The organism is Micromonospora sp. CA-248260 (assembly GCF_050942205.1).
Lineage (GTDB): Bacteria > Actinomycetota > Actinomycetes > Mycobacteriales > Micromonosporaceae > Micromonospora > Micromonospora antibiotica.
On record NZ_CP192021.1, the window covers coordinates 4,331,548 to 4,354,729 of the forward strand.

Genomic DNA, 23,182 nt, shown 5'->3' on the forward strand with positions numbered 1-23,182 from the left:
GACGTTTCTGCATCTTATCGTGAAACGTTGTCTCGCTATGTGAGCGACATTACCCTTGGCGTCAGACCCACACCCAGTGGCGCGGCTGGGCAACACCGCGCAGCGTCCCGCACCTGTGGAGCACGTCCCGATGACCGAACAGCAGCGCACCGCCCCGGCCGCCGCGCAGACCGCGACCGCAGACCGGCCCGTCGCGCCCTTCGACCACCACTCGGCCGAGTGCAACACCGACCCGGTGGGTTACTACCGGGAGTTCCGGCAGACCTGCCCGGTGGGCCGGACCGACGCGCACGGCGGCTTCGTCTACACCACCCGGTACGCCGACGTGGTCCGGATCGCCCGCGACGACGACACCTTCTCCTCCGCCCGCGCCACCGCCGGGGGTGACGGCACCGCCATCGTCATCCCCCGGGGCCCCGGCCTGGAGCAGTACCCGATCGAGCTGGACCCGCCCGCCGCGACCGGCTACCGCGACCTGATCAACCCGCTGCTCACCCAGGACGCGGTCGCCGAGCTGGCCCCGATGGTCGCCCGGCACACCACCCGCGTGGTGGACGCCTTCATCGCCGAGGGGTCGGTGGACTTCGTCCGCGACCTGACCAACCCGCTGCCGGCCGCCGTCACCCTCGACTGGCTGGGCTTCCCCGAATCCGACTGGGCCAAGCTCGCCGGCCCGATCCACGACATCTTCGCCGCGCTGCCCGGCAGCGAACGCGCCGTACGCGGGGCCGCCGGCCTGGCCTACCTCGACCAGCGCATCCGCGAGCTGATCGTCGAGCGGCGGGCCGTGCCGACCGGCGACGCGGTGAGCTACCTGGCCGCCCAGCGCCGCCCCGACGGGGAGCTGTTCGCCGCCGACGAGCTGGTCTCGGTGATCGGGCTGCTGATCGCGGGTGGGGTGGACACCACCACCTCGCTGACCGGCTCCACCCTGGTGCACCTGAGCCGGCATCCCGACGACCGGCAACGCCTGATCGAGTCCCCCGACCTGCTGCTCACCGCCACCGACGAGTTCCTGCGGGTGTTCGCCCCGTCGCAGTCGATGGCCCGTACCGTCCGCACCGACACCGAGGTCGGCGGCTGCCCGGTCGCCGCCGGTGAGCGGGTGCTGATCCCCTGGGTCGCGGCGAACCACGACCCCGTCGTCTTCCCCGAGCCCGAGCAGCTCCGGTTGGACCGCGACGCCGCCCGGCACCTGAGCTTCGGCATCGGCAGCCACCGCTGCGCCGGTGCCCACCTGGCCCGGCTGATGTTCCGCGAGATGATCACGCAGGTGCTCACCCGGCTGCCCGACTTCCGGGTGGTGGAGGAGGGCCTCGTCGCCTACCCCACCCGGGGCAACCAGAGCGGTTGGGATGCGATCCCGGCCGTCTTCACCCCGGGTCCCCGCCGCGACGCCGACGCGGCGGGGACCCGGCCCACCGCCAGCCTGACCGGCGACCGGGAACTGGTCATGGCGGCCACCGCCACCGCCACCGACGAGGTGCTGGAGGTATGCCTGGCCGACCCGACCGGCGCGGAACTGCCACCCTGGGCGCCGGGTGCGCACCTGGAGGTGCGGCTGCCGTCCGGGCGGGTCCGGCAGTACTCGCTGTGCGGCGACCCGGCCGACACCCGGCACTACCGGATCGCGGCGCTGCGCGAGCCCGCCGGCCGGGGCGGTTCGGTGGAGCTGCACACGCTGGCCCGAGCGGGCGTCGCCCTCTCGGTACGCGGCCCACGCAACCACTTCCCGCTCGTCGACGCCCCCGCTTACCTCTTCCTCGCCGGGGGCATCGGGATCACCCCGATCCTGGCGATGGCCCGCGAGGCCGACCGCCGGGGCGTGCCGTTCCACCTGGTGTACGGCGGGCGTACCCGCGCCTCGATGGCCTTCGTCGACGAGGTGACGGCGCTGGCCGCAGACCGGGTGACCCTGCTGCCACAGGACGAGGCCGGCCTGCCCGACCTGCGGGCGCTGCTCGACGCCACCGGGCCGGGCACCGCCGTCTACTGCTGCGGACCGACCGGCATGATCGACGCGGTGGAGCGGGTCTGCGCCGAGACGGACCGGTCGGGGCAGTTGCACGTCGAGCGGTTCACCGCCGGTGACGACCTCGAGGTCGCCTTCGACCCGGCGGCGAACACCGAGTTCGAGGTGCACCTGGCGCGGACCGGGGCGACCCTGCGGGTGCCGAGGGACCGCCGGATGATCGACGTGCTGCGCGAGGTCGTGCCGGGCCTGACCTACGACTGCGAGAAGGGCTACTGCGGCGCGTGCGAGACCCGGGTGCTCGCCGGCACACCGGAGCACCGCGACTCGCTGCTCACCGATGAGGAGCGCGCGGCCGGCCGGAGCATGATGATCTGCGTCGGGCGGTGCCACTCGGAGCGGTTGGTGCTGGACCTGTAGGTCCTGCCTGGACGGCCGGCCCGGTCCCGGGGTCGGCCGTCCAGGCGTCCGCCTCCGGGCTGGAGGTCCCGGCCGCACCACGTGGCGCGGCCGGGGCCTCTGATGCGTGCGGCCCGACCGGAGCCGGTGGTCGTCAGGCCGCGTTCGCCAGGGCGTCGAGGATCAGGTCGAGGCCGAAGGTGAACTGTCCGCCGAAGTCGTAGCCGGGCTGCCGGACGTGTTGGGTGGCGAACTCGACCAGGTGCGGGTAGTCGCCCGCCGCGAAACCCGCCATGATCGCATCGGCGACCTCGGTGGCGGAGTCGCCGCCGTCGAACGGCAGTGACGCCTCCTGCAACACGAAACCGAAGACGTACGCGTCGATGACCGCGTAGGCGTGGGCCGTCATCGGCAGTGAGAAGCCCCCGCCCCGCAGCACGCCCAGCATCCTGTCGTGGTGGCGCAGGGTGGCCGGGCCGGGGCTGGTCCGGGTCTCGATCAGGGTCAGCGCCCAGGGGTGCCGGGCGAGGACCGTCCGGGCCGACAGGCAACGCCGGCGCACCTCGGCCCGCCAGTCGCCGCCCGGCGCGGGCAGGTCGATCTCGGCGAAGACCCCGTCGACGAGCGCGTCGAGCAGCTCGTCCTTGTTGCGGATGTAGTGGTAGAGCGACATCGGTTTGGCGTGCAGCGCGGCGGCGAGCGAGCGCATGGTCAGCGCGCCGAGACCGTCTGCGTCGGCGATGGCGACGGCGGCCCGCAGCACCCGCTCCCGGCTGAGCTGCCGCACCGGTTCGCCCACCTGTCGCTCCCCTGACACCCGGTTGACCGCCTGCACCGCCCACCGTACCGTACTAAGTAAGTCGTACTTAGTACGAAGAGCCCTGGAGGCGACGATGTCCCTGCGTGTGGCCGGTCGGTGGGCCGGCGCGTTCTTCCTGGCGGCGTTCGTCGCCTACGGCGCCGGCAGCGCGCTCGCCGGGCACCCGGCCGGGGTGGTGCTGGTGCTGGCCAACTCCGTGCTGGTGGCGGCGATCGGTGCGCTGGCCTTCCGGGCGCTGCGCCGGGTGCACCCGGGCGCCGCCTGGGTCTACCTGGTGGCCCGGGGCGCGGAGGCGTTCCTGCTCGCCGCCGGCATCGTGCTGCGGGACCGGTTCGGCGACGGGGCCGGCGACCTCGCCTACCAGCTGGCCATGCTGGCGCTGGGACTGGGCAGCGTGCCGTTCTGCCTGACCCTGGCCCGGCGGCACTGGCTGCCCCGCTGGCTCGCACTCTGGGGAACCGTCGGCTACGCGCTGCTGGCGGTCGGCGCGGCAGCCGAGCTGGCCGGCATGGCGGTCGGGGTCGCGCTGGCCGTCCCGGGCGGGTTGTTCGAGATCCTCTTCGGCCTGCGGCTGCTCACCCGGGGCTTCACGCCGCCCGGCCCCGCCACTGCCGCCGCCACCGGAGCAGGCACGTTGACCAGCGCCAGCGGTGCAGACGCCCCGGCCACCACCGGCGGTGCAGCCGTGCCGAACAACACCGGCGGAGCAGACGGGGCGGGAGCGGACGGGTCCACGTGCTGGTCGGCTGGGCGCTACGGGCGCCGCTCAGCCGCACCCGGCCCACCGTCGCACTGCTGTCGGCCTGGTGCCGCACCGGGTACGCGGTCGTCCTCGCCGTGGCGCTCACCCACCTGATCGCCGTCGCCGGCCTGCTGCGCGACGGCGCGGGAACCGACCGGCTCGCCGCCGACGGGCCTCCACGACTCACCGACTTCCAGCAGGTCTGGGACCTGGGCCTGCTGCTGTTCGGCGTCCACCTGCTGCTGGTCGGATGGCTGGCCTGGCGGTCGGACACCGTGCCGACCTGGGTGGCGGCGCTGGTGGCGGTCGCCGGTGCGGGCTACCTCGCCGACTCGGTCGGGTCGCTGCTGTCGGCCGACCAGCCGGTGCAGGTCTCCGGGGTCACCTTCGTCGGCGAGGTCGTCCTGATGGGCTGGCTACTCACCTACGCCGCCCGCCACCGCTCCCCCGGTGCCACCCCACCCGACGATGCACCGGGTGCCGACCGCACGGGGACGGCCCGCCGCGCCACGACACTGGGGCGCTGCGGGCCGTCCTGACGAGGGGCCGGTGGGTCAGTTGCCCCACTCGAAGTTGGGCTCGACCGCCTCGGCGATGTGGAACCGGCCGCCCGGCGCGATCTCGCTGCCGCGCTCGGTCACCACGTGCTTGCCGAAGCCGCCCACCAGCGGCCGGCCGACGTCGCGCTTGAGCCACAGCCGCAGCAGGTGCCGGCGGCGCTCCGGCTCCGGGAAGTCGACGTAACCGGTACGCGAGTGCAGGGCGGCGTAGTTCAGCAGCCACTGCACGTCACCGGGCTGGAAGTCCATGTCCAGGGCCAGGCCGGGAGCCTGGGAGACCTCGTCGTAGAGGTGCAGCAGCTCGATCTGCGCCTCGGTGAGGCGGGGCACCTCCGGGTAGTCCTGCGCCGAGAAGATCATCGAGGTGCCGGCGTAGGTGCTGAAGATGCCGTCGACGTAGCTGCAGATCGGCGAGGTGTAGGTGTGGGCCGGGGCGTCCGGGTCCTGCCGGTGCCAGTCCCAGTGCCACGGCTCGAACAGCAGCGGCGCGAGGTCGGGCCGGCGGCGCAGGATCTCGTTGTAGATGGTGGTGCCGCTGACCAGGCTGCTCGCCCCGCCGGCCTTGGCCGCCCGCAGGCACATCAGCGCGACCACGTCGGAGCTGTCGGAGTGGAACGGCAGCCGGTCGCGGACCCGCGACGGCAGGGCCGACGGGTCGTCGAGGGTCTTGTTGGAGGTGGCGATGACGTGGTCGAGCACGTCGCCCATCTGGTTCTGCCCCATCGGCACGCCGAGGTGCAGCCCCATCAGGTAGAAGATCGCCCCGGCGAGGGTGTCGCCGTACTCCTCCGTGCGCAGGCCCCGGACCAGGATGAAGCCACGTCCGCTGTCGAGCTGGCGGGCGCACTCCTCGTTGAGCCCGGCACAGGCCGCCAGCGGGTAGTCGGCGGCGGTCACCGTACGCAGGTCGGGGTTGTCGGCGACGAACTGACGGCCGACGGTCTCCAGCTCGGCGCGCTCGGCGTCACTGAGCTGGTAGACCCATTCGGTCGAGGTACGCAGCTCGTCACCGCGCCAGGCGGACGGGCCGGAGATGGGGGCGAGATCGATTGCGGTGGTCATGATGGTGCGCTCCGAGGGTCGGTTCTGCGGAAAACGGGTCAATGTCCCGGGGCGGCGGTGCCGCCTACCGGGCTGATCAACGACGTGGGCGATCGCCGTGTCCCGGTAGGGAGACGGCGTGCCTGTCCATCAGAACGGGGTCTGCGGGTCCCCGGCGGCGGTCCCGGGGCGCATGCCCTCCCGCGGCGGGTGCACCCGCAACGGCTCCTCGTAGCCGCGCACCAGCAATCCAGAGCCTTGCGGAACTCGGATCATGGCGTTCTCCTGCGGCTGGCGATGATCGGTCCAGGCTAACCAACGCCCACCGCAACGTCAACAGAGACACCATCTCGCAATACGATCTACTCTCGTCCTCGGACGGCCCGTCGCGCCGTACCGCCCCGGGCGACCACCAGCACGCCCAGCAGGACACCCGGCAGCCGGCGACGCGGCACCCGCCGGGTGACGTGGGTCAGCGGCACCGAGACGACCGCGACCGTGACCGCGTAGCCGGTGACGAGCAGCCCCGCGTGCGACACGGACACGTCCAGGTCGGTGGCGACCAGGGGCAGGATGCCCACCGGCAACGTCTCCAGGGCGACGTCGAATGCGGCCACCCCGAGAGCAGTCAAGGGTATCAATGAAAGGGTCCCGTCCCGGGTCGACGGCACCGCCGTCAGCCCCGGGTGCCGGGCGGGCGCACCGCAACTCAGCCGGGCGGACGGGCGTTGAGGCGGGCGGCCTGGCGGATCAGGTGGTCGCGTTCGGCGAGGTGGGCGGCCCGGTCGGCGGCCTCGGCGTACCACCGGGCCGCCGTCGCCCGGTCACCGGCCCGTTCGTGCAGGTACGCCGTCACCGCCGCGTGGCGGGGCACCGACGGGTCCACCGCCGCCAGGGCCGCCAGCCCGGCCCACGCCCCGTCGGCCTCCCCGACGGCCACCGCCCGGTTGAGCCGCACCACCGGGCTGTCGGTCAGCCGCACGAGTTCGTCGTACCACTCGACGATCTGCACCCAGTCGGTCTCCCCGGCGGTGCGCGCGTCGGCGTGCAACGCGGCGATGGCGGCCTGGGCCTGAAACTCACCCAACCGGTCCCGGGCCAGCGCCGCCTGCAGGATGCGTACCCCCTCGGCGATCAGGGCGGTGTCCCACCGGCTGCGGTCCTGCGCCGCGAGCGGGACCAGGCTGCCGTCCGGCGTGGTCCGGGCCGCGCGGCGGGCGTGGTGCAGCAGCATCAGGGCGAGCAGCCCGGCCACCTCGGGGTGGTCGACCATCGCCGCGAGCTGCCGGGTGAGCCGGACCGCCTCGGCGGCGAGGTCGACGTCGCCGGAGTAGCCCTCGTTGAACACCAGGTAGAGCACCCGGAGCACGGTGGCGACGTCGCCCGCCCGGTCGAGGCGTACGCCGGACACGGTGCGCTTGGCCCGGCTGATCCGCTGCGCCATGGTCGCCTCCGGCACCAGGTACGCCCGGGCGATCTGCCGGGTGGTCAGCCCGCCGACGGCACGCAGGGTCAACGCGACCGCCGAGGACGGGGTCAGCGACGGGTGGGCGCACAGGAAGTAGAGCTGGAGCGTGTCGTCCACCCCCGACGCGGGGCCGGGGGCCGGTTCCTCGACGACGAGGTCCTCACGCCGACGCCGGGCGGCGTCCGCCCGGCCCGCGTCGAGGAACCGGTGCCAGGCCACGGTGACCAGCCAGCCCTTCGGGTCCCGGGGCGGGTCGGCCGGCCAGCCGTGGACCGCCTGGACCAGGGCGTCCTGCACGGCGTCCTCGGCCGCCGCGAAGTCGGCCCCGCGCCGGACGAGCACCCCGAGCACCTGCGGGGTGAGCCGGCGCAGCAGGTCACCGTCCACCGGTCAGTCGGTGATGGTCGGCGGCTCGGTCAGGAACGGGCGCAGCTCCAGCCACTCGTGGATCGGTCGCCCGCCCGCCCCCGGGGCGGCCGACAATTCCCCGGCCAGCTCGACGGCACGCTCGTAGCTGTCCACGTCGATCACCATCCAGCCGGCGATGAGATCCTTGGTCTCGGCGAAGGGCCCGTCGGTCACCGCAGGACGCCCCGGCCCGTCGTACCGGACGAACGTCCCCTCGGGGGCGAGCGCCTGCCCGTCGACGAACTCCCCGCTGCCCTCCAGCCGGGCCGCGAAGTCGTTCATGTACTGAATGTGGGCCGTGATCTCCTCGGGCGTCCACTGGTCCATCGGGACGTCGTTGACCGCGGCGGGGCCGCCTCGGTAGTGCTTGAGCAGCAGGTACTTCGCCATCGGGTGTCTCCTCGGTGCCGGTGCGACCACCATTCTGGCCGCATTCACCCCGGGGACGACGCCGGTCCCCCGTTCTCGACATCCCGGCCGGGATTTTTTCCCGGCAGCGGACCGGCGCGGCGACGGCCGTACCGCCCCGCTCACCGCTCCACGAGCTGCCGTACCCGCAGACGTCGGATTCCCGAGACCCGCTCCGTGGGGGCGGACGGTCGGGTGGCGGGCAGACGGACGGTGAAGACCGCCCCCCGGTGCGGCCGGCCCTCGGCCTCGATCGTGCCCCGGTGGCTCGTGACCACCTCCTGGAGCAGGGCCAACCCCAGCCCGAACCGGTGCTCCCCGGCACCCCCGCCACGGTGGAACCGGTCGAAGATGCGCCGCGCGTCGGCCTGGTCGAAGCCGTCCCCGCTGTCCGCGACCACGAACTCGGCGTAGTCGCCGCCACTGCGCAGCGACACGTCGATCCGGCCACCGGGAGGTGTGTGGGCGAGCGCGTTCGCGAGCAGCTCCCCGGCCACCCGGCGCAGCGCCGACTCGACCCCCGGCACCGGCAACGCCTCGCCGGGCAGGTCCGCCGCGACAGTGACCTGGCGTTCGGCGGCCCGGTCCGCCTCGGCGGCGACGGCCGCCCCGACCAGCGCGGTCAGATCCACCGGCGGGTACGCCCGGCGGTCGGCGGGCGCGGCGGCGAGCTGGGCCGAGAGCAGCAGGTCGTCCACGATCTCGCCGAGCCGGCGGGTGCCGCCGATCAACCGGTCGAGATCCTCCAGGCTCGCCGCGCCGCCACCGGTGCGGGCCCGCCGCGCCATCAGCTGGGCGCGGATGTGCACCTGGGCGATCGGGGTACGCAGCTCGTGGCTGGCGTCGGCGATGAACCGCCGTTGCCGGGTCAGCGCCTCCGCCAGTGGCGCGACGGCCCGTCGACCGACGAGCGCACCGGTCAGCACGGCGACGAGCAGCCCGACCGCCGCGGCGAGGCTGAACGCCAGCAGCAGGTGCCGACGGTCGGACAGCTGGAACCGCGCGTCGAACACCGCCTGGACGACCAGACCGTCGTTTCGGGACTCGGTGCGGACGTGGTAGGTCGTGCCGTTGCGGGTGACGGTGGTGACCTCGGTGACACCTGTCGCGGCCACCGACGTCAGCGCACCGGTCAGCGGAAAGCCCGGCGGCGGTGGGTTGAGCCCGGTGTCGGTGATCAGGCCGTTGTAGCGGAAGATCCAGCTGCACGCGGGCGGGCCCGGGATGGTGGCGTGCTGGGTGCCCCACGCCAGCTCCCGGTGGATCTGGGCCTCCTGGCTGCGCACCAGCACGGCGTACGAGATGCCGCCGGCCAACAGCAGCAGGGCACCGATGGCCAGCCCGACCAGCAGGCCGATGCGCAACCGGGCGCGGCGCACCATCGCCTGCTCCACCAGCTCCATCAGAGCGCTCCGAGCCGGTAGCCCAGCCCGTGGACGGTGCGGACGACCGTCCGGCCGAGCTTGCGGCGCAGGTAGTAGACGTAGGTGTCCACCATGGATGCCGCCGCGGTCTCGTCGAAGACCCGGCGGCGCAGCTCCGCCCGGGAGTGCACGAGGTTGGGCCGGGCCGCCAGTACCCGCAGCAGCTCGAACTCCCGGGCCGACAGCGCCACCCGGGTGCCGTCGGCCAGCACCGCGTCGCGGGACGTCAGGTCGAGCAACCCGGCCCCGATGCGCAGCACGGTGGTGGCCTCGGACGCCCGCCGGCACAACGCCCGGATCCGGGCGCTCAGCTCGTCCAGGTCGAAGGGTTTCATCAGGTAGTCGTCGGCACCCGCATCCAGCCCGGCGATCCGGTCGCCCACCGTGCCCAGCGCGGTGAGCATCAGCGCGCGGGCCGGGACCTTCCGCGAACGCAGCCGGGTGACCAGGTCGAGCCCGTCGAGCGCCGGCAGCATCCGGTCGATCACCATCACGTCGTAGGTGCGGGTCAGTCCGAGATGCAGACCCCGCTGGCCGTCCGAGGCGTGGTCGACGAGGAACCCGTCACCGACCAGCGTCTCGGTGAGCAGGCCGGCCAGTTCCTCGTCGTCCTCGACCAACAGCAGACGGTTCGATCCTCCCCCGGGCATGCGTCCACAATCGCACAGAGTAAGGCTAAATAGTGACAGCTATCTTTTTATCATTTCACCACCGCGAGGGTCTGGGGTCGGACAGGGGTTTGCCTACGGGCCTCCCGGTGCTCGATCCAGCTCAGCAACGGAGTCGTCATCATCGTGGTGACCAGCGCCACCACCACCAGCACGGTGAACAACGAGGCGTTCACGATGCCCGCCTCCAACCCGACGTTGAGCGCGATGAGCTGCATCAGACCCCGGGCGTTCATCAACGCGCCCACCCGCAACGCGACACCCTGCGACTCGCCCCGCACCCGGGCCGCCGCCCAGCAGGCACCGAACTTGCCGACGATCGCCACCGTCACGCAGGCCACCGCGAAGAGCAGCACCGGCGCGCTGCCGAGCAGCCCGAACTCCGTCCGCAGCCCCGAATAGGTGAAGAACAGCGGCAGGAAGACCGTCGCGGCGACCGGGGTGAGGGTGTCCACCACCCGGTCGGTGTTGTCGGTGCGGGGCATCACCACCCCCACCGCGAACGCGCCGAAGACCGCGTAGAGCCCGATCTCGTCGGTGTACCAGGCGACCAGGAAGAGCAGGGCCACCGTGCCGAGCACCCGGGCGCCGTCGTTGAGGCGGGGACTGGTCATCAGCGCCGAGGTCACCCGCCGCCCGCAGAGCCAGAGCGCCAGCCCGAACAGGACCGCGCCGCCGGCGGTGACGATCGCCGGCCCCGCCCGGCCGGAGGCGAACGCCAGCACCACGGCCAGCATGATCCAGGCGACCATGTCGTCGAGCGCACCACTGGCCAGGGACAGGGTGCCGTGCCGGGTCCCGGCCTGCCCGCGTTCGGTGATGATCCGGGCCAACATGGGAAAGGCGGTGATGGCCAGCGCCACCCCGACGAACGCTGCCGACACGCCGATCGACGTCCCGCCCGCCCGCATCGGCACCGCGTCCGCAGTCACCAGGACCAGCCCCACCCCCAGCACGAGCGGCGCGGTCACCCCGGCCAACGACACCAGCCCGGCGGTGCCGACGAGACCGGTGACCCGGTGGGCGCTGAACGCGTACCCGGCCTGGAACATGAACAGCACCAGACCGACCTGGCCCACCACGTAGAGGACCGGCAGCAGCGCCGTCGGGAACAGGGCGTCCTTCACCTCCGGCAGGACGAACCCGAGCAGCGACGGGCCGAGCAGCACCCCGGCGAGCATCTCGCTGACCACCGCCGGCTGGCCCACCCGGCCGAGCAGCCAGGCCACCGCCTTGCAGAAGATCAGGATCACCGCGACCGCGATGAAGAACCGTGGAGCCAACTGGGTGGGGGTCACCGGACCGCCTCCTCGAAGTAGCGGGTGCACAAGCGTTGTCGTCGGGCGTCGACGACCATCCAGGCGCCGAACACCAGTTGCCGGACGCTGCGTCCCACGTCGGCCCAGCGGTCCCGCCACCGCATCGCGGCCAGCCGCAGCCGTCCCGGGCCGGGGACACCGGCCGGGGTCAGGTACGCCGGGCCCCGGCTGGGCAGCGACCGGCTGTGCGCGGCCGACGACGCCAGGGCGTACCGGCGCAGCACCTCACGGGTCGCGGCCCGCATCATCACCGGCGCGACCCCGCGCGCCGGGCAGGCCCGGTTGGCGGTGACGCCGTAGGGGATGAAGCGGGCATCCCGGCGGGTCAGCGTCCGCCACCGGTCCGGGTCGAACCGCTCGTCGCCGGCCGGCCCGCTGCGCTGGAACGCCAGGTAGTTGAAGAGCAGCACCGACCCGGCGGGCAGGGTCACCCCGGCGGGCAGCGCGATCGGCGCGGAGGTGATCCGGTGGGCGACCCCGAAGAGCGGATGCAGCCGCAGGGTCTCGTCGATCACCCGGTCCAGGGCGTCGTCGTCGTCGAGGCCCCGCTGGAGATCCGGATGGTTGGCCAGCGCCAGCAGCACGTGCGACATCGCCTCGGACATCTGCACCACCGCCGTGGTGCCGAACGCGCCGTGCAGGTACCAGGCCGTCTCCTCGGCGGTGAACGGCGGCGGCAACGTCACCGGGCAGGTGCCCGCCTCGACCCGCCCGCGCAGGTACCGGGTCAACGGGGCACGCCGGTCCAGGTGCCGCAGGCCGGTGCACTTCAGCGCGGCGGCCACGTCGGCGGCGTTGGCGACGAACAGCGCCCGGACCTCCCTCGGGCACACCTCGCCGAAGATCAGCTCGTGGTAGACCTCCGCCCACACCGGCATCATCAGGTCCCGCAGCCGCACGTGGACCCGCCCCGCCGGCAACTCGTCGAGCACCCGCCGGGTGGCGGCGGTCGCGAGGGCGTCGGCACGCTGCGGGCGCAGGGCGAGCACCCGCCGGGTCACCCCGGCCACCGCCCGGTAACGCTCCCCCGGCTCCAGGTGCTCCTGGTGCATGTGCGGGCCGGGTGACAGCCAGTACCAGAACAGGTCGGACAGGCCGGCGCCCCGGCTGCGCCCGTCCGCCGCCGGATCGGCGTACAGCCGCTCGAAGTCCTCCACGCCGACCAGCGGACCCGGCACCGGGATGCCCTCCCCGCCGTTGACGCGGGCGAAGACCCACTGCCGCAGCCGCACCACCGCCGAGGGCAGCCACCGGGGCAGCGTCCAACCCACCCCGAGCACGACCACCGCGCCCCACACCACCGGCCCGCTCACGCCGACGCTCCCGTGGTGACGAGATCGGCGCTGAGGTCGCCGGGTCGGGCGACGCCGACCAGGGCCAACGCCCGGTCCAGGTCGGCGCGCAGCAGGTCGAGCACGTGCCGTACCCCGGCCGCGCCGGCCACCGCCAGCCCCCACAACACCGGACGGCCGACCAGCACCGCCGTCGCCCCGAGCGCCAACGCGACAAGCACGTCCGTGCCGCGTCGCAGGCCCCCGTCGACCAGGACCGGCAACCGGCCGTCGACCGCCGCCACGACGGCCGGCAACGCGTCCAGGGTGGCCGTCACCCCGTCGAGTTGCCGGCCGCCGTGGTTGGAGACCAACACCCCGTCCACCCCGTGCTCGACGGCCAGCCGGGCGTCCTCGGGGTGCAGCACCCCCTTGAGCAGGATCGGCACGGTGGTGAGCCGGCGCAGCACGGCGACCAGCTCCCAGCCCACCCGGGCGTTCATCTCGATGTCCCGGACCCGGCCGTTCGCGTCACGCATGTTCTCGCAGACCATGCCGGCGGGCAGGTCCACGAAACCGTGCCGCAGGTCGCGCTCGCGCCGACCGAACACGGGCGAGTCGACCGTGACGACCAGGGCCCGGCAGCCGGCGGCCACCGCCCGCCGTACCACGGTGGTGGTGAACTCCAGGTCGGTGTGCGGGTAGAGCTGGAACCACAGCGGCCCGCCGGCCGCCGCGATCTGCTCGACCGGCCGGGTGGCCGCCATGCTGACCACCATGACCGTGCCGGCCTCGGCGGCGGCGCGGGCGGTCGCCACCTCCCCCTCGGGGTGGGCCAGCCGGTGGAACGCGGTCGGTGCGACCAGCACCGGCATCGACAGCGCACTACCGAACAGCGAGATCCGCAGGTCGCGCTCACCGGCACCGCGCAACACCCGGGGCCGCAGCCAACGCCGGCCGAAGGCCGCCTCGTTGGCCCGCAGGGTCCGTTCGTCGTCGGCCCCGCCCGCGAAGAAATCCCAGTGCACCGGGTCGAGCCGACGCCGGGCGGCGGCGGCCACGTCGGCCAGGTTCAACCCCACCTCGTCGGCGGCCGGCACGTCAGTCCCCGGCCCTGCGCAGGCAACGGTCGACGAACGCGGCCAACGGTGTCACGTGCACCTGCGGCCGGTCCCACCGGTTCTCCAGGTTCTCCGCCAGGTGGTGGGTCGCGACGACCTGCCCCGCCCGGTGGTGGCGCACCACCGGATGCAGGTATGCCGCGTCGTGGGCCTGACCGACGACATCCTGGGCCACCCGTTTCACCGTCACGTCGAACGGGTCCACCTGGTCGTGCTCCGGGCCGTACTCCAGGGTGACCACGAAAGCGTCGGAGTAGTCGTGGTCGACGGTACGCAGACCGGCCTCGGCGAAGTACGCCACCGGCACCTCCTCGTGGTAACGCGCGTCGGCGTCGGCGACGGTGACCACGTCGGCGAGGACGTCGAACTGCTGCCACAGCGCGGAGGTGCGGTTGACCCGGGCGATGATCGCGTCGGTGATCGCCGCACCGGTGGCGTCCAGCTTCTCCGCCGGCCACGGCGCATCCGCGTACCGCCGTTCGAGGATCTTGTGCAGGGCCCGCACGGCGTAGCGGAAACCGTGGATGAAACCGTTGGTGGAACGCTTGAAGTCCCGTTCCTGGGTGATGGTGCCGGCGAAGTACAGGCCGGGGACGTTGACCGACTCCCACGCCGGGGTCTGCGCCGGGAAACGGTCCCGGATCGCCAGCTCCGGCCGGCAGGACTCGTCGAAGATCGACGCGTCGAACGCGAACCCGGTGCAGGCGAGCACCCGGTCGTAGCGCAGTTCCTTGGTGACCTCGTCGGCCCGGGAGAACGCGAACGTCACCAGGTAGCCGTCGGCGTCGCGGGTGATCTGCCGGACGGTGCCGTCCAGGATCGCGTTGGCCGACTTGAGCTGGTAGGTGTCGAGGAAGTTGTTGTTCACCGCGCGCAGGTGCCCGACGTAGTGGGTGCGCCAGGCCAACCGCACCGAACTCGGGCCGGCCAGGTGGATCAGCGTGGTGGTCTCCATCAGGCTGTCCGCGGTCTCGAAGGCGGAGTTGCCCTTGCCGATGATCAGCACCTTCTGGTCGAGGTAGTCACGCGGGTCGACGGGCATGTCCGCGTACTGTTCGGCCAGCTCCAGCCCCGGGATGTCCGGCAGGTACGGCCGGGACACCCCGGTGGCGACGACCACCCGCCGGGCCCGGAAGGTCTCCCCGGCGTGCACCTCGAAGACGCCGTCCACCTTGGACACCGAAGTCACCCGGCTGCCGTAACGCACCTTGACCCCGGTCTTCGCAGCGAAGTCCGCCAGGTAACGGACCATCACGTCGGCGTCCGGGAAGTACCGCTCGGTGTACGTGGTGAACCGCAGCGCCGGATCGTCGGTGAGCAGCGAGTTCCAGTCCAGCCGCAGGTTGAACTCCGGGTCGTCGGAGCCGGTGTGCGGCTTGTTGATGGAGATCAGTTGCCGGTGCCGGGGATAGGTGGCGAAGAACGCGCCCGGGATGTCCGCGCCCTCCAGCACCAGGTAGTCGCGCCGGCCGTCGGCCTCCAGCAGGGCCGCCAGTTGCAGGCCGGCCGGCCCGGCCCCGATGATCAGATAGTCAAGCGTCACGACGGCCATCCAGGGTGAGAGGGGTCAACGGAAGTTCGAGCGTGTCCATGACGTCGGCGGCCCGCCGCACGTCACCGTCGAGCGGCCGGTCCGGATCCACCGGGGGGATCGCCTCCACCAACGCCGCCAGCGCTTCGCCGCAGCCCGGCGCGGTGGGCGTCCGGGCACCCACGTACGCGGCCTGTCGCAGCCCCAACGCGAGCGACCCGACGATCAGCCGGAGCAGCCCGGCCTGGTCCCAGACCCGCAGGGCGGCCTGGGTGCCGAGCGGGATGACGTCCTGGTTGTGCAGGTTGGTCGGCAGGCTCTGCATGCTCGCCGGCATGGCGTCCCGGCGGATCTCGGCGATCAGCGCGGTCGAGGCCAACTGCACCCCCTGGAGCCCGTGCTGCTGCCCCGGGCCGGCGGCCAGCATCGGCGGCAGGCCACCGTTGCGGTGCGGGTCGACGAGCAGGTCGAGTTGCCGCTCGGCGAGGTTGCCGACCTGCGCCACCACCATCGACAGCAGGTCGGCGGCGAACGCGGCCGGCTGGCCGAAGAAGTTGCCGCCGTGCACCACGAGATCGTCGTCGGGAAAGAACAGCGGGTTGTCGCTGACGCTGCCCAGGTCGGCGGTGACCACGGCATCGACGTGGCGCAGCGCGTCCTCGGCCGCGCCGAGCAGCTGCGGCGCACACCGGATGCTGTACGGCTCCTGCAACGGGCGCTTGCCCGACGGGACCAGCCCGTCGCTGACCCGCCGCATCCGCACGCCCACGTCGATCGCGCCCGGATGGCCGTACGCGCGCAGCAGCCGGGCGTCGAGGAACTGCGGATCGGCGCCGAGCAGGTCGGCCAGCAGGCAGGTGAGCACCTGCACCGCCCGGTGCGCTGCCCGCGCGGCGGACAACGCCAACGCCGTCGCCGCAGTGGTCAGCGAGGTGCCGTTGACCAGGGCGAGCGCGTCCCGACCGTCCAGCGGCAACGGCTCCAGACCCGCCCGTTGCAACGCCTCGGCCGCCGGCAGGCGTACCCCGTCGAGGTAGGCGTGGCCGCGACCGCGCAGCGCCTGGGCCACCGCCCCCAACGGGATCAGGTCGCCACTCGCGCCGACCGAACCCCACCGCGGCACCGCCGGCACGAAGCTGGTGCCGAGCATCGCCGCCAACGCGTCGACCACGTGCGGGGACACCCCCGACGCGCCCTGGGCCAGCGACCAGGCTCGCACCAGCACCGTCGCCCGGACGATCCCGGGGGCGAGGTCGGGGCCGTGGCCCGCGCCGAGGTGGGCGAGGGTGTTGTCGGCCTGGTCGCGCAGGTCGGCCCGGCCGGCGTACCCGACGAGGGCACCGAAACCGGTGGTGCTGCCGTACACCGCGCGATCCTCACCGAGCACCTCGGACAGGAAGATGCGGGTGTGCGTGACCCGGTCGCGGACCTGCGGCCCGACCACGACCCGGACCGGGTCCCGGGCGGCGCTCAGGTCGGCGATCCGCAGCGGGGCCGCGAGATCTACCTCTGTCGTCATGCGACGGGACCCTAGAGACGAAATCTCAGAACGCTTTGAAATCGGGCCGATACGGTGCGCCGCATGACGCTCGACTACCTGATCATCGGAGCCGGGCCGGCCGGGCTCCAGCTCGCCGCCCTGCTGGAGCGCGACGGCCGTGACCACCTGGTGCTGGAGGCCGGGCCGACGCCGGGGGCGTTCTTCGCCCGTTATCCCCGGCACCGGCAGCTGATCTCGATCAACAAGGTCTGGACCGGTTCCGACGATCCGGAGTTCAACCTGCGCTCCGACTGGAACTCGCTGCTCACCGACGACCCGGCGCTGCTGTTCCGCAACTTCAGCCGGCGCTACTTCCCCGACGCCGACGACATGGTGCGCTACCTGGCCGCCTTCGCGCAGGGGCTGCGGGTCCGGTACGACACCCGGGTCACCCGGATCGCCCGCGACGGCGACCTGTTCACCGTTCAGACCGACGCCGACACCCTGACCGCCCGCCGGGTCGTCGTCGCCACCGGCGTCTCCCAGCTGTACGTGCCGCCGATCGAGGGCGTCGACCTCGCCGAACGCTACGACACCGTCAGCGTCGACCCGGACGACTTCACCAACCAGCGGGTCCTGATCATCGGCAAGGGCAACTCGGCCTTCGAGACCGCCGACGCCCTGGTCGAGACCGCCGCCGTCATCCACGTCGCCGGCCCGCACTCGATCCGGCTGGCCTGGCAGACGCACTACGTCGGGCACCTGCGTGCGGTCAACAACAACTTCCTCGACACCTACCAGCTCAAGTCGCAGAACGCGGTGCTCGACGGCACCGTCGAGCGGATCGCCCGCCGCGACGACGGCGGCTACTGCATCGACTTCCGGTACGCCCGCACCCGCGAGTCGATCCGGCAACTCGACTACGACCGGGTCATCCTGTGCACCGGCTTCCGCTTCGACGCCAGCATCTTCGACCCGTCGGCGCGACCCCGGCTGACCATCAACGACCGCTTCCCCGAGCAGACCTCCAGCTTCGAGTCGGTGAACGTGCCCGGTCTGTACTTCGCCGGCACCCTCACCCAGCAGCGCGACTTCAAGCGCTCCACCAACGGCTTCATCCACGGCTTCCGGTACGGCGTACGCGCCCTGCACCGGATGCTCGCCGCCCGGCACCACGGCACGCCGTGGCCGGCCACCACCCTGGACGCCACCCCGGAAGCGATCACCGACGCGATCATCGCCCGGATCAACCGCACCTCCGCGCTGTGGCAGCAGTTCACCGTCCTCGGCGACGTCGTCGTCATCGCCGACGGCGTCGCGCGCTACCACGAGGAGGTGCCGGTGGCCCACCTGCACGACGGTGGCCTGGGGGCCGAGCCGTTCGCCGTGGTGACCACCCTGGAGTACGGCCCGGACCACGACCAGGTCGACCCGTTCGACATCACCGTCCCCCGGATCGCCGAGAACGACGCCGAACGCGCCCACGACGCCAGCTACCTGCACCCCGTCGTCCGGGTGCACCGGGGCGGGCAGCTCGTCGCCACCCACCACCTCGCCGAGAACCTGGAGAACAACTGGGACCTGCCCGGCGTGCACCAGCAGCCCCTGGCGCTGTTCCTCAAGGGCGTCCTGTCCGATGCCGGCTGAGCACCACAACGACGGCCGTCGCGCGGCGGAGCACCAGCACGCCGACCGCCGCGCGGCTGAGCACCACAACGACGGCCGTCGCGCGGCGGAGCACCAGCACGCCGACCACCGCGCGACGGAGCCCGGCCACCACGGCGGGCACGACCGGGCCGGTCGCGGGTCGGCGGACCGCGACCGGGCCGGTTCCGGCACGGTCGCCGCCGGTGACGAGCGCTGGCCGCAGCCCGTGCTGCGGTTGCTCACCACCGGTGGCGACCGGCCGGTCTTCGAAGACGGCGACCGGATCGTCGGCGCGGCCGAGCTGGCGGACCTGGTCCGGCGGACCGCCAGCGGGCTGCGCGCCGCCGGCATCGGGCCGGGTCGGGCGGTGGCGTTGCGGATCGGGGTCACCCCGGAGGCGCTCGCCGGTGTCCTCGCCGCGTTCACCGTCGGCGCCCGGGTCTCCGGCATCCGGCCCGAGCTGACGCCGGCACAACTCGACCGGCTGCTCGCCAGCGACGACGCGCTGCTCGTCGACGACACCCGGCTCGCCGCGCTGGCGCGGACCCCCGACGACGGCAGCCCGCTGGTCGCCGCCGGCCGGCCCGCCGACATCGCCCGGATCACCTGGACCAGCGGCAGCACCGGCAACCCCAAGGGCTGCGCCCAGACGTACGCGGCGATGGGCGCGGCCTGGGCGGCGTACCCCGAACGGTGGCCGGCGGCGATCGCCGACCTCGCGCCCCGGCTGGGCCGATACCTGGTCTTCGGTTCACTGAGCAGCCAGGTGATGCTGGAGTACGGCATCCTCACCCTCGCCGCCGGGGGCACCCTGGTCGCCGCCCGCCCGCCGGGCTTCCCCGGCATGATCACCCGGCACCGGGCCACCGCGAGCGTGATCACCGTCGGCAAGCTGCACCAGCTCGTCCGCAACCAGCGCACCGACCCGGTCGACCTGAGCAGCCTGCGGGCGCTCGTGGTGTCCGGTTCGCCGCTCACCGCGTCCCGGCTCGCCGAGGCGCTCGACGTGCTCGGGCCGGTGGTCTTCCACGGCTACGGGCAGACCGAGACCGGCATGATCGCGATGGTCACCCCGACCGAGCTGCTGGCCGACCCGGGCCGGCTCGCCTCGGTCGGGCGCGCGCCCGACGTGGTCGACCTGTCCATCCGCGACGCCACCGGCCGACCTGCCGCCGAGGGTGAACTCTTCGTCCGGACCCCGGCGCAGGCCAGCGCCTACTGGGCGGACCCGGCCGAGACCGCCGAGGTGTTCACCGACGGGTGGGTGCGCACCCGCGACCTGGCCCGGTTGGACGCCGACGGCTACCTGCACCTGTCCGGCCGGGTCCGGGACGTCATCATCGTCAACGCCAACCTGGTGTACGCCGGCCCGATCGAACGGGTGCTCGCCGCCGACCCCGCCGTCGCCGAGGCGTACGTCGTCAGCCGTCCCGACGACGTCACCGGCGAGGCGGTGCACGCGTACGTGGTGCCGGCCACCGGGTGCCCGTTGGACGTCGGCCGGCTACGCGACCGGGTCGCGGCGACCCTGGGCGCAGCCGCCGTCCCGACGACGGTCGAGGTGATCGACCGGGTCCCGGTGGGGCCGAGTGGCAAGCCGGACAAGCGCGCCCTGGGCGTGGGCACCGGCTGAGCCGTCGACTACCGCTTCTGCGCGACGAGCAGATATTCGTGGGCCCGGTTGTTGACCAGCGGGTCTCCCCCGGTGACCGGGCGCGGATACAGGTGGATGCGTTCGTCGCCGAGGGTGAGGTGACCCCCGAGCACCCGGCCGACGTCCCACGCCAACGGCACGAACCGGTCGGCGACCCGCCGGTTCTGCACCGCGACCACCGCGTACGCGCCCCGCTTGAGGACCCGGGCCAGCGCGTGGAAGGCATGGTCGAGGGCGGTCAGGTAGGCGGAGTAGTCGCGCAGCGCATAGAACTGACCGTCGACCGGGGAGTCGGTGTCGAGCGCGGTGCCGAAGTAGGGCAGGTCGGTGACGACGAAGTCGACGCTGCGGTCGGGCACCGGGGGCCGGCGGGCGTCACCGCAGATCATCACCTGCTGCGGGTACGCCCCCAGCCGGCGCGACGCCTGCGCGGCCCGGTCCGGGGATATCTCCAGGCCGATGCCCCGCCGACCGGTGACCGAGGCCGCCACCAGGCTGGTCCCCCACCCGGCGAACGGGTCGAACACCAGGTCCCCGGGGTGGGTGAACTCGGTGATCAGCGGCGCGATCTGACTCACCCAGCCGCACTGCCCGGCGGCCTGCGGTGGCGCGTGCCGGGGATCGTCGCCGGTGAGCACCACCCAGCTGGCAACTCCCATCAGTTCTTCTCCCTGACTCGTACGAGCCCGGCGGCAGCACGGCCATCCCCGGGGTCGGTTTCGGTGGAGCCCCCGTCGGGGTCGGTGGTGGTGGGCGGTGGGGTCTCCTGCGCCGGTGCCGGCTGCGGTCGGAGCGCCTCCGGCGGCAGGTGGGGTTCGAGGCGCAACACGCCGACGGCGGCGACCACCACACCCACCGCCAGCACCAGCCACATGCCGGTCGGCGACAGCGACAGCAAACCGGTCAGCACCGCCGGCGCCAACGCGCCCGGCACCGCCCAGGACAGCTGGTAGACGGCCAGGTGCCGACCCCGGGTCTGCGCGGGGGCGGCGTTGACCACCAACGCCGACGCGGTCGCCCCGTGCAGGAGTTCCCCGACGGTGAACAGCCCGGTCGCGGCGAAGACGCCCGCCAGCAGGACCGCACCTCCGGCCGTCGCCCCGAGCACCGCGAACGACACGAACGACAACCCGAAGATGCCGGCGCCGGCCGCCACGGCCCGGGACCGGCGGAACCGGGTCAGCGCCCGGGTGACGGGGATCTGCGCCACCGCGATGCCGATGGTGTTCACCGCGTAGAGCGCGCCGACGAGCGAGGCCGGCTGCCCCAGGTGCAGGGTCACGTAGACGGGCAGGCTCACCGACAACACCATGTAACCGAACGCGGTCGGCACGTTGAGCAGGGTGAGGGCGAGGAACGGCCGGTTGCGGGCCACCAGCCGGTAACCCCGGCGGGCAGCCGCGGCCGGGGCGGTGGCATCGGGTCGACCGCCCTGGACGGGGATCGCGCGGATCAGCCCGGCCGCGACGGTGAAGGCCACCGCGGCGGTCAGCACGATCACGGTGAACGCCCGGTCGGCCCGGACGGTGAGGGCGGCCCCCGCGAGCAGGCCACCCGCGCCGAGGCCGGCGTTGCGCAGGCTGCGTTGCGCGGCGATGAGTTTGTCCCGGGCGCTGCCCGTGGCGATCTCGGCGACCAGCGAATGCACCGACGGGGAAAACGACACGTCGCCGAACGCCACCACCAGCACGGCCAGGAACAGCGGCCCTGCCGAGTCGACCAGGGGGTAACAGGCGAAGGCGGCGGCCCGCAGCAGGTAACCGCCCACCACGACGGCCCGCGCGCCGAACCGGTCGACGAGCACCCCGGTCAGCGGATTGGCGATCAGGCCGAGCACCGCCGCCGCGCTGACGATCGCGCCGACCCGCCCCACGGACAGGCCGGTGCTGTGCTGGAAGTAGATCAGCGACAGCGGCAGGTACATGCCGCTGCCGGTGGCGTCGATCACCATCGCGGCCATATACCGGGCCTGGACACCCCGGGTCGTCACGACGGCTCCCCGATCTGGATCTGCGCGGCGACCCGGTCGCCGAGCCGGCGCAGCCGCGCCTCACACTCGACCCGGGTCGGGGCGACGGCGATGGCGGCGGTCAGGAAGTCGGCCGACCCGGCGGCCGGTGGGATCACCTGCCCGGGTCGCGCCCAGCACCAGAACCGGCGCACCCAGGGCTCCGTCGGCGGGGTGGGCACCGTGCGGACCAGCCCGGGACGCTTCATCATCAGCACCTGACCGGACATGCTGCGCGGACGCGGCCGGACGCCGCCGGCGAGCCGGTCGACGGCGGGGACGGGCAACCCGAGGTGGGTACGCAGCTCCGCCTCCGCCAGGTTGACGCCGAACATCACCTCGAACACCTCGCGGATCTTCGCCCCGCCGCTGCGGCAGGCGATCTCGCAGAGCACCAACCGGTCGTCGGGGGTGTGGAACACCTCGGCGTGGAAGGCATGGTCGGTGAGCCCACCGGGGCGGCGGGTGAGGGCGGCCAGCACCCGGTCGACCAGATCGAGCAGCCGCCCGGTGAGCGGGTCGTCCGGGTCGAGCGTCACGTCGACGCGCGGGCCCGGGTCGCTGCCGAACGAGGCGAGGTCGTACTGGTACTGCGAGGGCCAGGCCACGGCGGTCCGACCGGCCCGGACGAACCCGTCGACGTGGCACATCCTCCCGGGCACGAACCGCTCGACGATGATGTCGTCGCGGCTGCCGCCCCGGTACAGCTCGTCCAGGTGGGTCCGCAGCTGCCCGGGTGACCGGACGATACGCAACCCGATGGAGTTGTAGCCGGCCCGGTGCTTCAACACGACCGGGTACCCGTGCTCGGCGGCGAAGTCCGACACCTGCGCCGCCGTGGCCGCCAGGGCGTACGGGGCCACCTCGATGCCGGCCGCCGCCGCCTGCTGCTTCATCAGCAGCTTGTCGCGGAACGGCCGGATGTCCGCCGGTCGGGGACCGGGCAGCCCCCAGCGCACCCGCAGGTCGGCGGCGAGTTCCAGGTCCGCCTCGTGCAGGGCGACGACGTGCCGGGGCCGGTAGCGCTCGGCCAGCGCGATGGCCCGGTCCGTCACGTCCCGGTCGTAGTGGTCGAGCACCTCGAGGTGGGCCAGGCCCAGGGTGTCGGTGGGGACCTGCTCACCGAAGGACTCGATCTTGTCGCGGGCGGCGAGCACCACCACCGGCTGGTCGTGGTCGGCGAGCCAGTCCCGGTACGGGAACGGCTCCAACGGATTGCGGTGCAGGATCAGCACGCTCAT

Annotated in this window: 21 protein-coding genes; 5 read left to right on the plus strand and 16 right to left on the minus strand. The window is 73.1% G+C overall.

Features of this window, described 5'->3' with window-relative positions:
* Window positions 1-130: 130 nt before the first annotated feature.
* A complete protein-coding gene (locus ACQP2H_RS18900; RefSeq protein ID WP_219463066.1) occupies window positions 131-2,392 on the plus strand; it encodes a cytochrome P450/oxidoreductase in 2,262 nt (753 codons plus the stop codon).
* Window positions 2,393-2,525: 133 nt separating this feature from the next.
* Here the strand turns inward: ACQP2H_RS18900 and ACQP2H_RS18905 are convergent, their stop codons facing one another.
* Window positions 2,526-3,170 (minus strand): TetR/AcrR family transcriptional regulator, encoded by a 645-nt coding sequence (locus ACQP2H_RS18905; RefSeq protein WP_219463068.1) that lies wholly within the window; start codon window positions 3,168-3,170, stop codon window positions 2,526-2,528.
* A gap of 94 nt (window positions 3,171-3,264) precedes the next feature.
* Here ACQP2H_RS18905 and ACQP2H_RS18910 point away from each other — a divergent pair, with 94 nt between their 5' ends.
* Window positions 3,265-4,047: a DUF4386 domain-containing protein gene (locus ACQP2H_RS18910; RefSeq protein ID WP_357534165.1), complete on the plus strand. Its 783-nt coding sequence runs from the start codon at window positions 3,265-3,267 to the stop codon at window positions 4,045-4,047.
* Window positions 3,987-4,472 carry a DUF4386 family protein gene (locus ACQP2H_RS18915; RefSeq protein WP_363823712.1) on the plus strand — a complete coding sequence of 162 codons (486 nt, stop codon included), beginning with the start codon at window positions 3,987-3,989 and terminating at the stop codon, window positions 4,470-4,472. Before ACQP2H_RS18910 ends, ACQP2H_RS18915 begins: the two co-directional genes overlap by 61 nt.
* A gap of 15 nt (window positions 4,473-4,487) precedes the next feature.
* Here the strand turns inward: ACQP2H_RS18915 and ACQP2H_RS18920 are convergent, their stop codons facing one another.
* The 12 genes from ACQP2H_RS18920 to ACQP2H_RS18975 all read right to left on the minus strand — a co-directional run bounded on the left by ACQP2H_RS18920 (window position 4,488) and on the right by ACQP2H_RS18975 (window position 16,671).
* Entirely contained in the window at window positions 4,488-5,555 is a 1,068-nt protein-coding gene (locus tag ACQP2H_RS18920; RefSeq protein ID WP_219463071.1) for a TauD/TfdA family dioxygenase, read from the minus strand.
* Between the two features lie 129 nt (window positions 5,556-5,684).
* Window positions 5,685-5,810 carry a hypothetical protein gene (locus ACQP2H_RS18925; RefSeq protein WP_255554102.1) on the minus strand — a complete coding sequence of 42 codons (126 nt, stop codon included), beginning with the start codon at window positions 5,808-5,810 and terminating at the stop codon, window positions 5,685-5,687.
* An 86-nt stretch (window positions 5,811-5,896) separates the two neighbouring features.
* Window positions 5,897-6,166, minus strand: coding sequence for a hypothetical protein (locus ACQP2H_RS18930; RefSeq protein ID WP_219463073.1), 270 nt, complete (start codon window positions 6,164-6,166; stop codon window positions 5,897-5,899).
* 77 nt (window positions 6,167-6,243) lie between these two features.
* On the minus strand, window positions 6,244-7,389 hold the full coding sequence (locus ACQP2H_RS18935) for an RNA polymerase sigma factor (RefSeq protein ID WP_433228277.1): 1,146 nt from the start codon (window positions 7,387-7,389) through the stop codon (window positions 6,244-6,246).
* A gap of 3 nt (window positions 7,390-7,392) precedes the next feature.
* Entirely contained in the window at window positions 7,393-7,800 is a 408-nt protein-coding gene (locus ACQP2H_RS18940; RefSeq protein ID WP_433228279.1) for a YciI family protein, read from the minus strand.
* A gap of 140 nt (window positions 7,801-7,940) precedes the next feature.
* Window positions 7,941-9,221 (minus strand): sensor histidine kinase, encoded by a 1,281-nt coding sequence (locus ACQP2H_RS18945; RefSeq protein WP_433228281.1) that lies wholly within the window; start codon window positions 9,219-9,221, stop codon window positions 7,941-7,943.
* Entirely contained in the window at window positions 9,221-9,862 is a 642-nt protein-coding gene (locus ACQP2H_RS18950) for a response regulator transcription factor (RefSeq protein ID WP_433228283.1), read from the minus strand. Before ACQP2H_RS18950 ends, ACQP2H_RS18945 begins: the two co-directional genes overlap by 1 nt.
* An 80-nt stretch (window positions 9,863-9,942) precedes the next feature.
* Entirely contained in the window at window positions 9,943-11,208 is a 1,266-nt protein-coding gene (locus tag ACQP2H_RS18955) for a cation:proton antiporter (protein WP_433228285.1), read from the minus strand.
* Window positions 11,205-12,542, minus strand: a complete 1,338-nt coding sequence (locus ACQP2H_RS18960) for a cytochrome P450 (protein ID WP_433228288.1) — start codon at window positions 12,540-12,542, stop codon at window positions 11,205-11,207. The genes ACQP2H_RS18955 and ACQP2H_RS18960 overlap by 4 nt, the downstream gene beginning before the upstream one ends.
* Entirely contained in the window at window positions 12,539-13,600 is a 1,062-nt protein-coding gene (locus ACQP2H_RS18965; protein ID WP_357534157.1) for an alpha-hydroxy acid oxidase, read from the minus strand. Before ACQP2H_RS18965 ends, ACQP2H_RS18960 begins: the two co-directional genes overlap by 4 nt.
* 1 nt (window position 13,601) lies before the next feature.
* Window positions 13,602-15,164: an FAD-dependent oxidoreductase gene (locus ACQP2H_RS18970; protein WP_374197507.1), complete on the minus strand. Its 1,563-nt coding sequence runs from the start codon at window positions 15,162-15,164 to the stop codon at window positions 13,602-13,604.
* On the minus strand, window positions 15,154-16,671 hold the full coding sequence (locus ACQP2H_RS18975; RefSeq protein WP_433228291.1) for an aromatic amino acid ammonia-lyase: 1,518 nt from the start codon (window positions 16,669-16,671) through the stop codon (window positions 15,154-15,156). The genes ACQP2H_RS18970 and ACQP2H_RS18975 overlap by 11 nt, the downstream gene beginning before the upstream one ends.
* A gap of 63 nt (window positions 16,672-16,734) precedes the next feature.
* Between ACQP2H_RS18975 and ACQP2H_RS18980 the strand changes: the two genes are divergently transcribed.
* Entirely contained in the window at window positions 16,735-18,279 is a 1,545-nt protein-coding gene (locus ACQP2H_RS18980) for an NAD(P)-binding domain-containing protein (RefSeq protein ID WP_433228293.1), read from the plus strand.
* Window positions 18,269-19,912, plus strand: a complete 1,644-nt coding sequence (locus tag ACQP2H_RS18985) for a class I adenylate-forming enzyme family protein (RefSeq protein WP_433228295.1) — start codon at window positions 18,269-18,271, stop codon at window positions 19,910-19,912. Before ACQP2H_RS18980 ends, ACQP2H_RS18985 begins: the two co-directional genes overlap by 11 nt.
* An 8-nt stretch (window positions 19,913-19,920) precedes the next feature.
* Here ACQP2H_RS18985 and ACQP2H_RS18990 read toward each other — a convergent pair whose 3' ends face one another.
* From ACQP2H_RS18990 to ACQP2H_RS19000, 3 genes are read right to left on the minus strand one after another with little or no spacing between them, the layout of a single operon-like run.
* Window positions 19,921-20,592, minus strand: coding sequence for a TRM11 family SAM-dependent methyltransferase (locus ACQP2H_RS18990; RefSeq protein ID WP_208570038.1), 672 nt, complete (start codon window positions 20,590-20,592; stop codon window positions 19,921-19,923).
* Window positions 20,592-21,923: an MFS transporter gene (locus ACQP2H_RS18995; protein WP_357534155.1), complete on the minus strand. Its 1,332-nt coding sequence runs from the start codon at window positions 21,921-21,923 to the stop codon at window positions 20,592-20,594. Before ACQP2H_RS18995 ends, ACQP2H_RS18990 begins: the two co-directional genes overlap by 1 nt.
* A complete protein-coding gene (locus ACQP2H_RS19000; protein WP_357534153.1) occupies window positions 21,920-23,182 on the minus strand; it encodes an ATP-grasp domain-containing protein in 1,263 nt (420 codons plus the stop codon). Before ACQP2H_RS19000 ends, ACQP2H_RS18995 begins: the two co-directional genes overlap by 4 nt.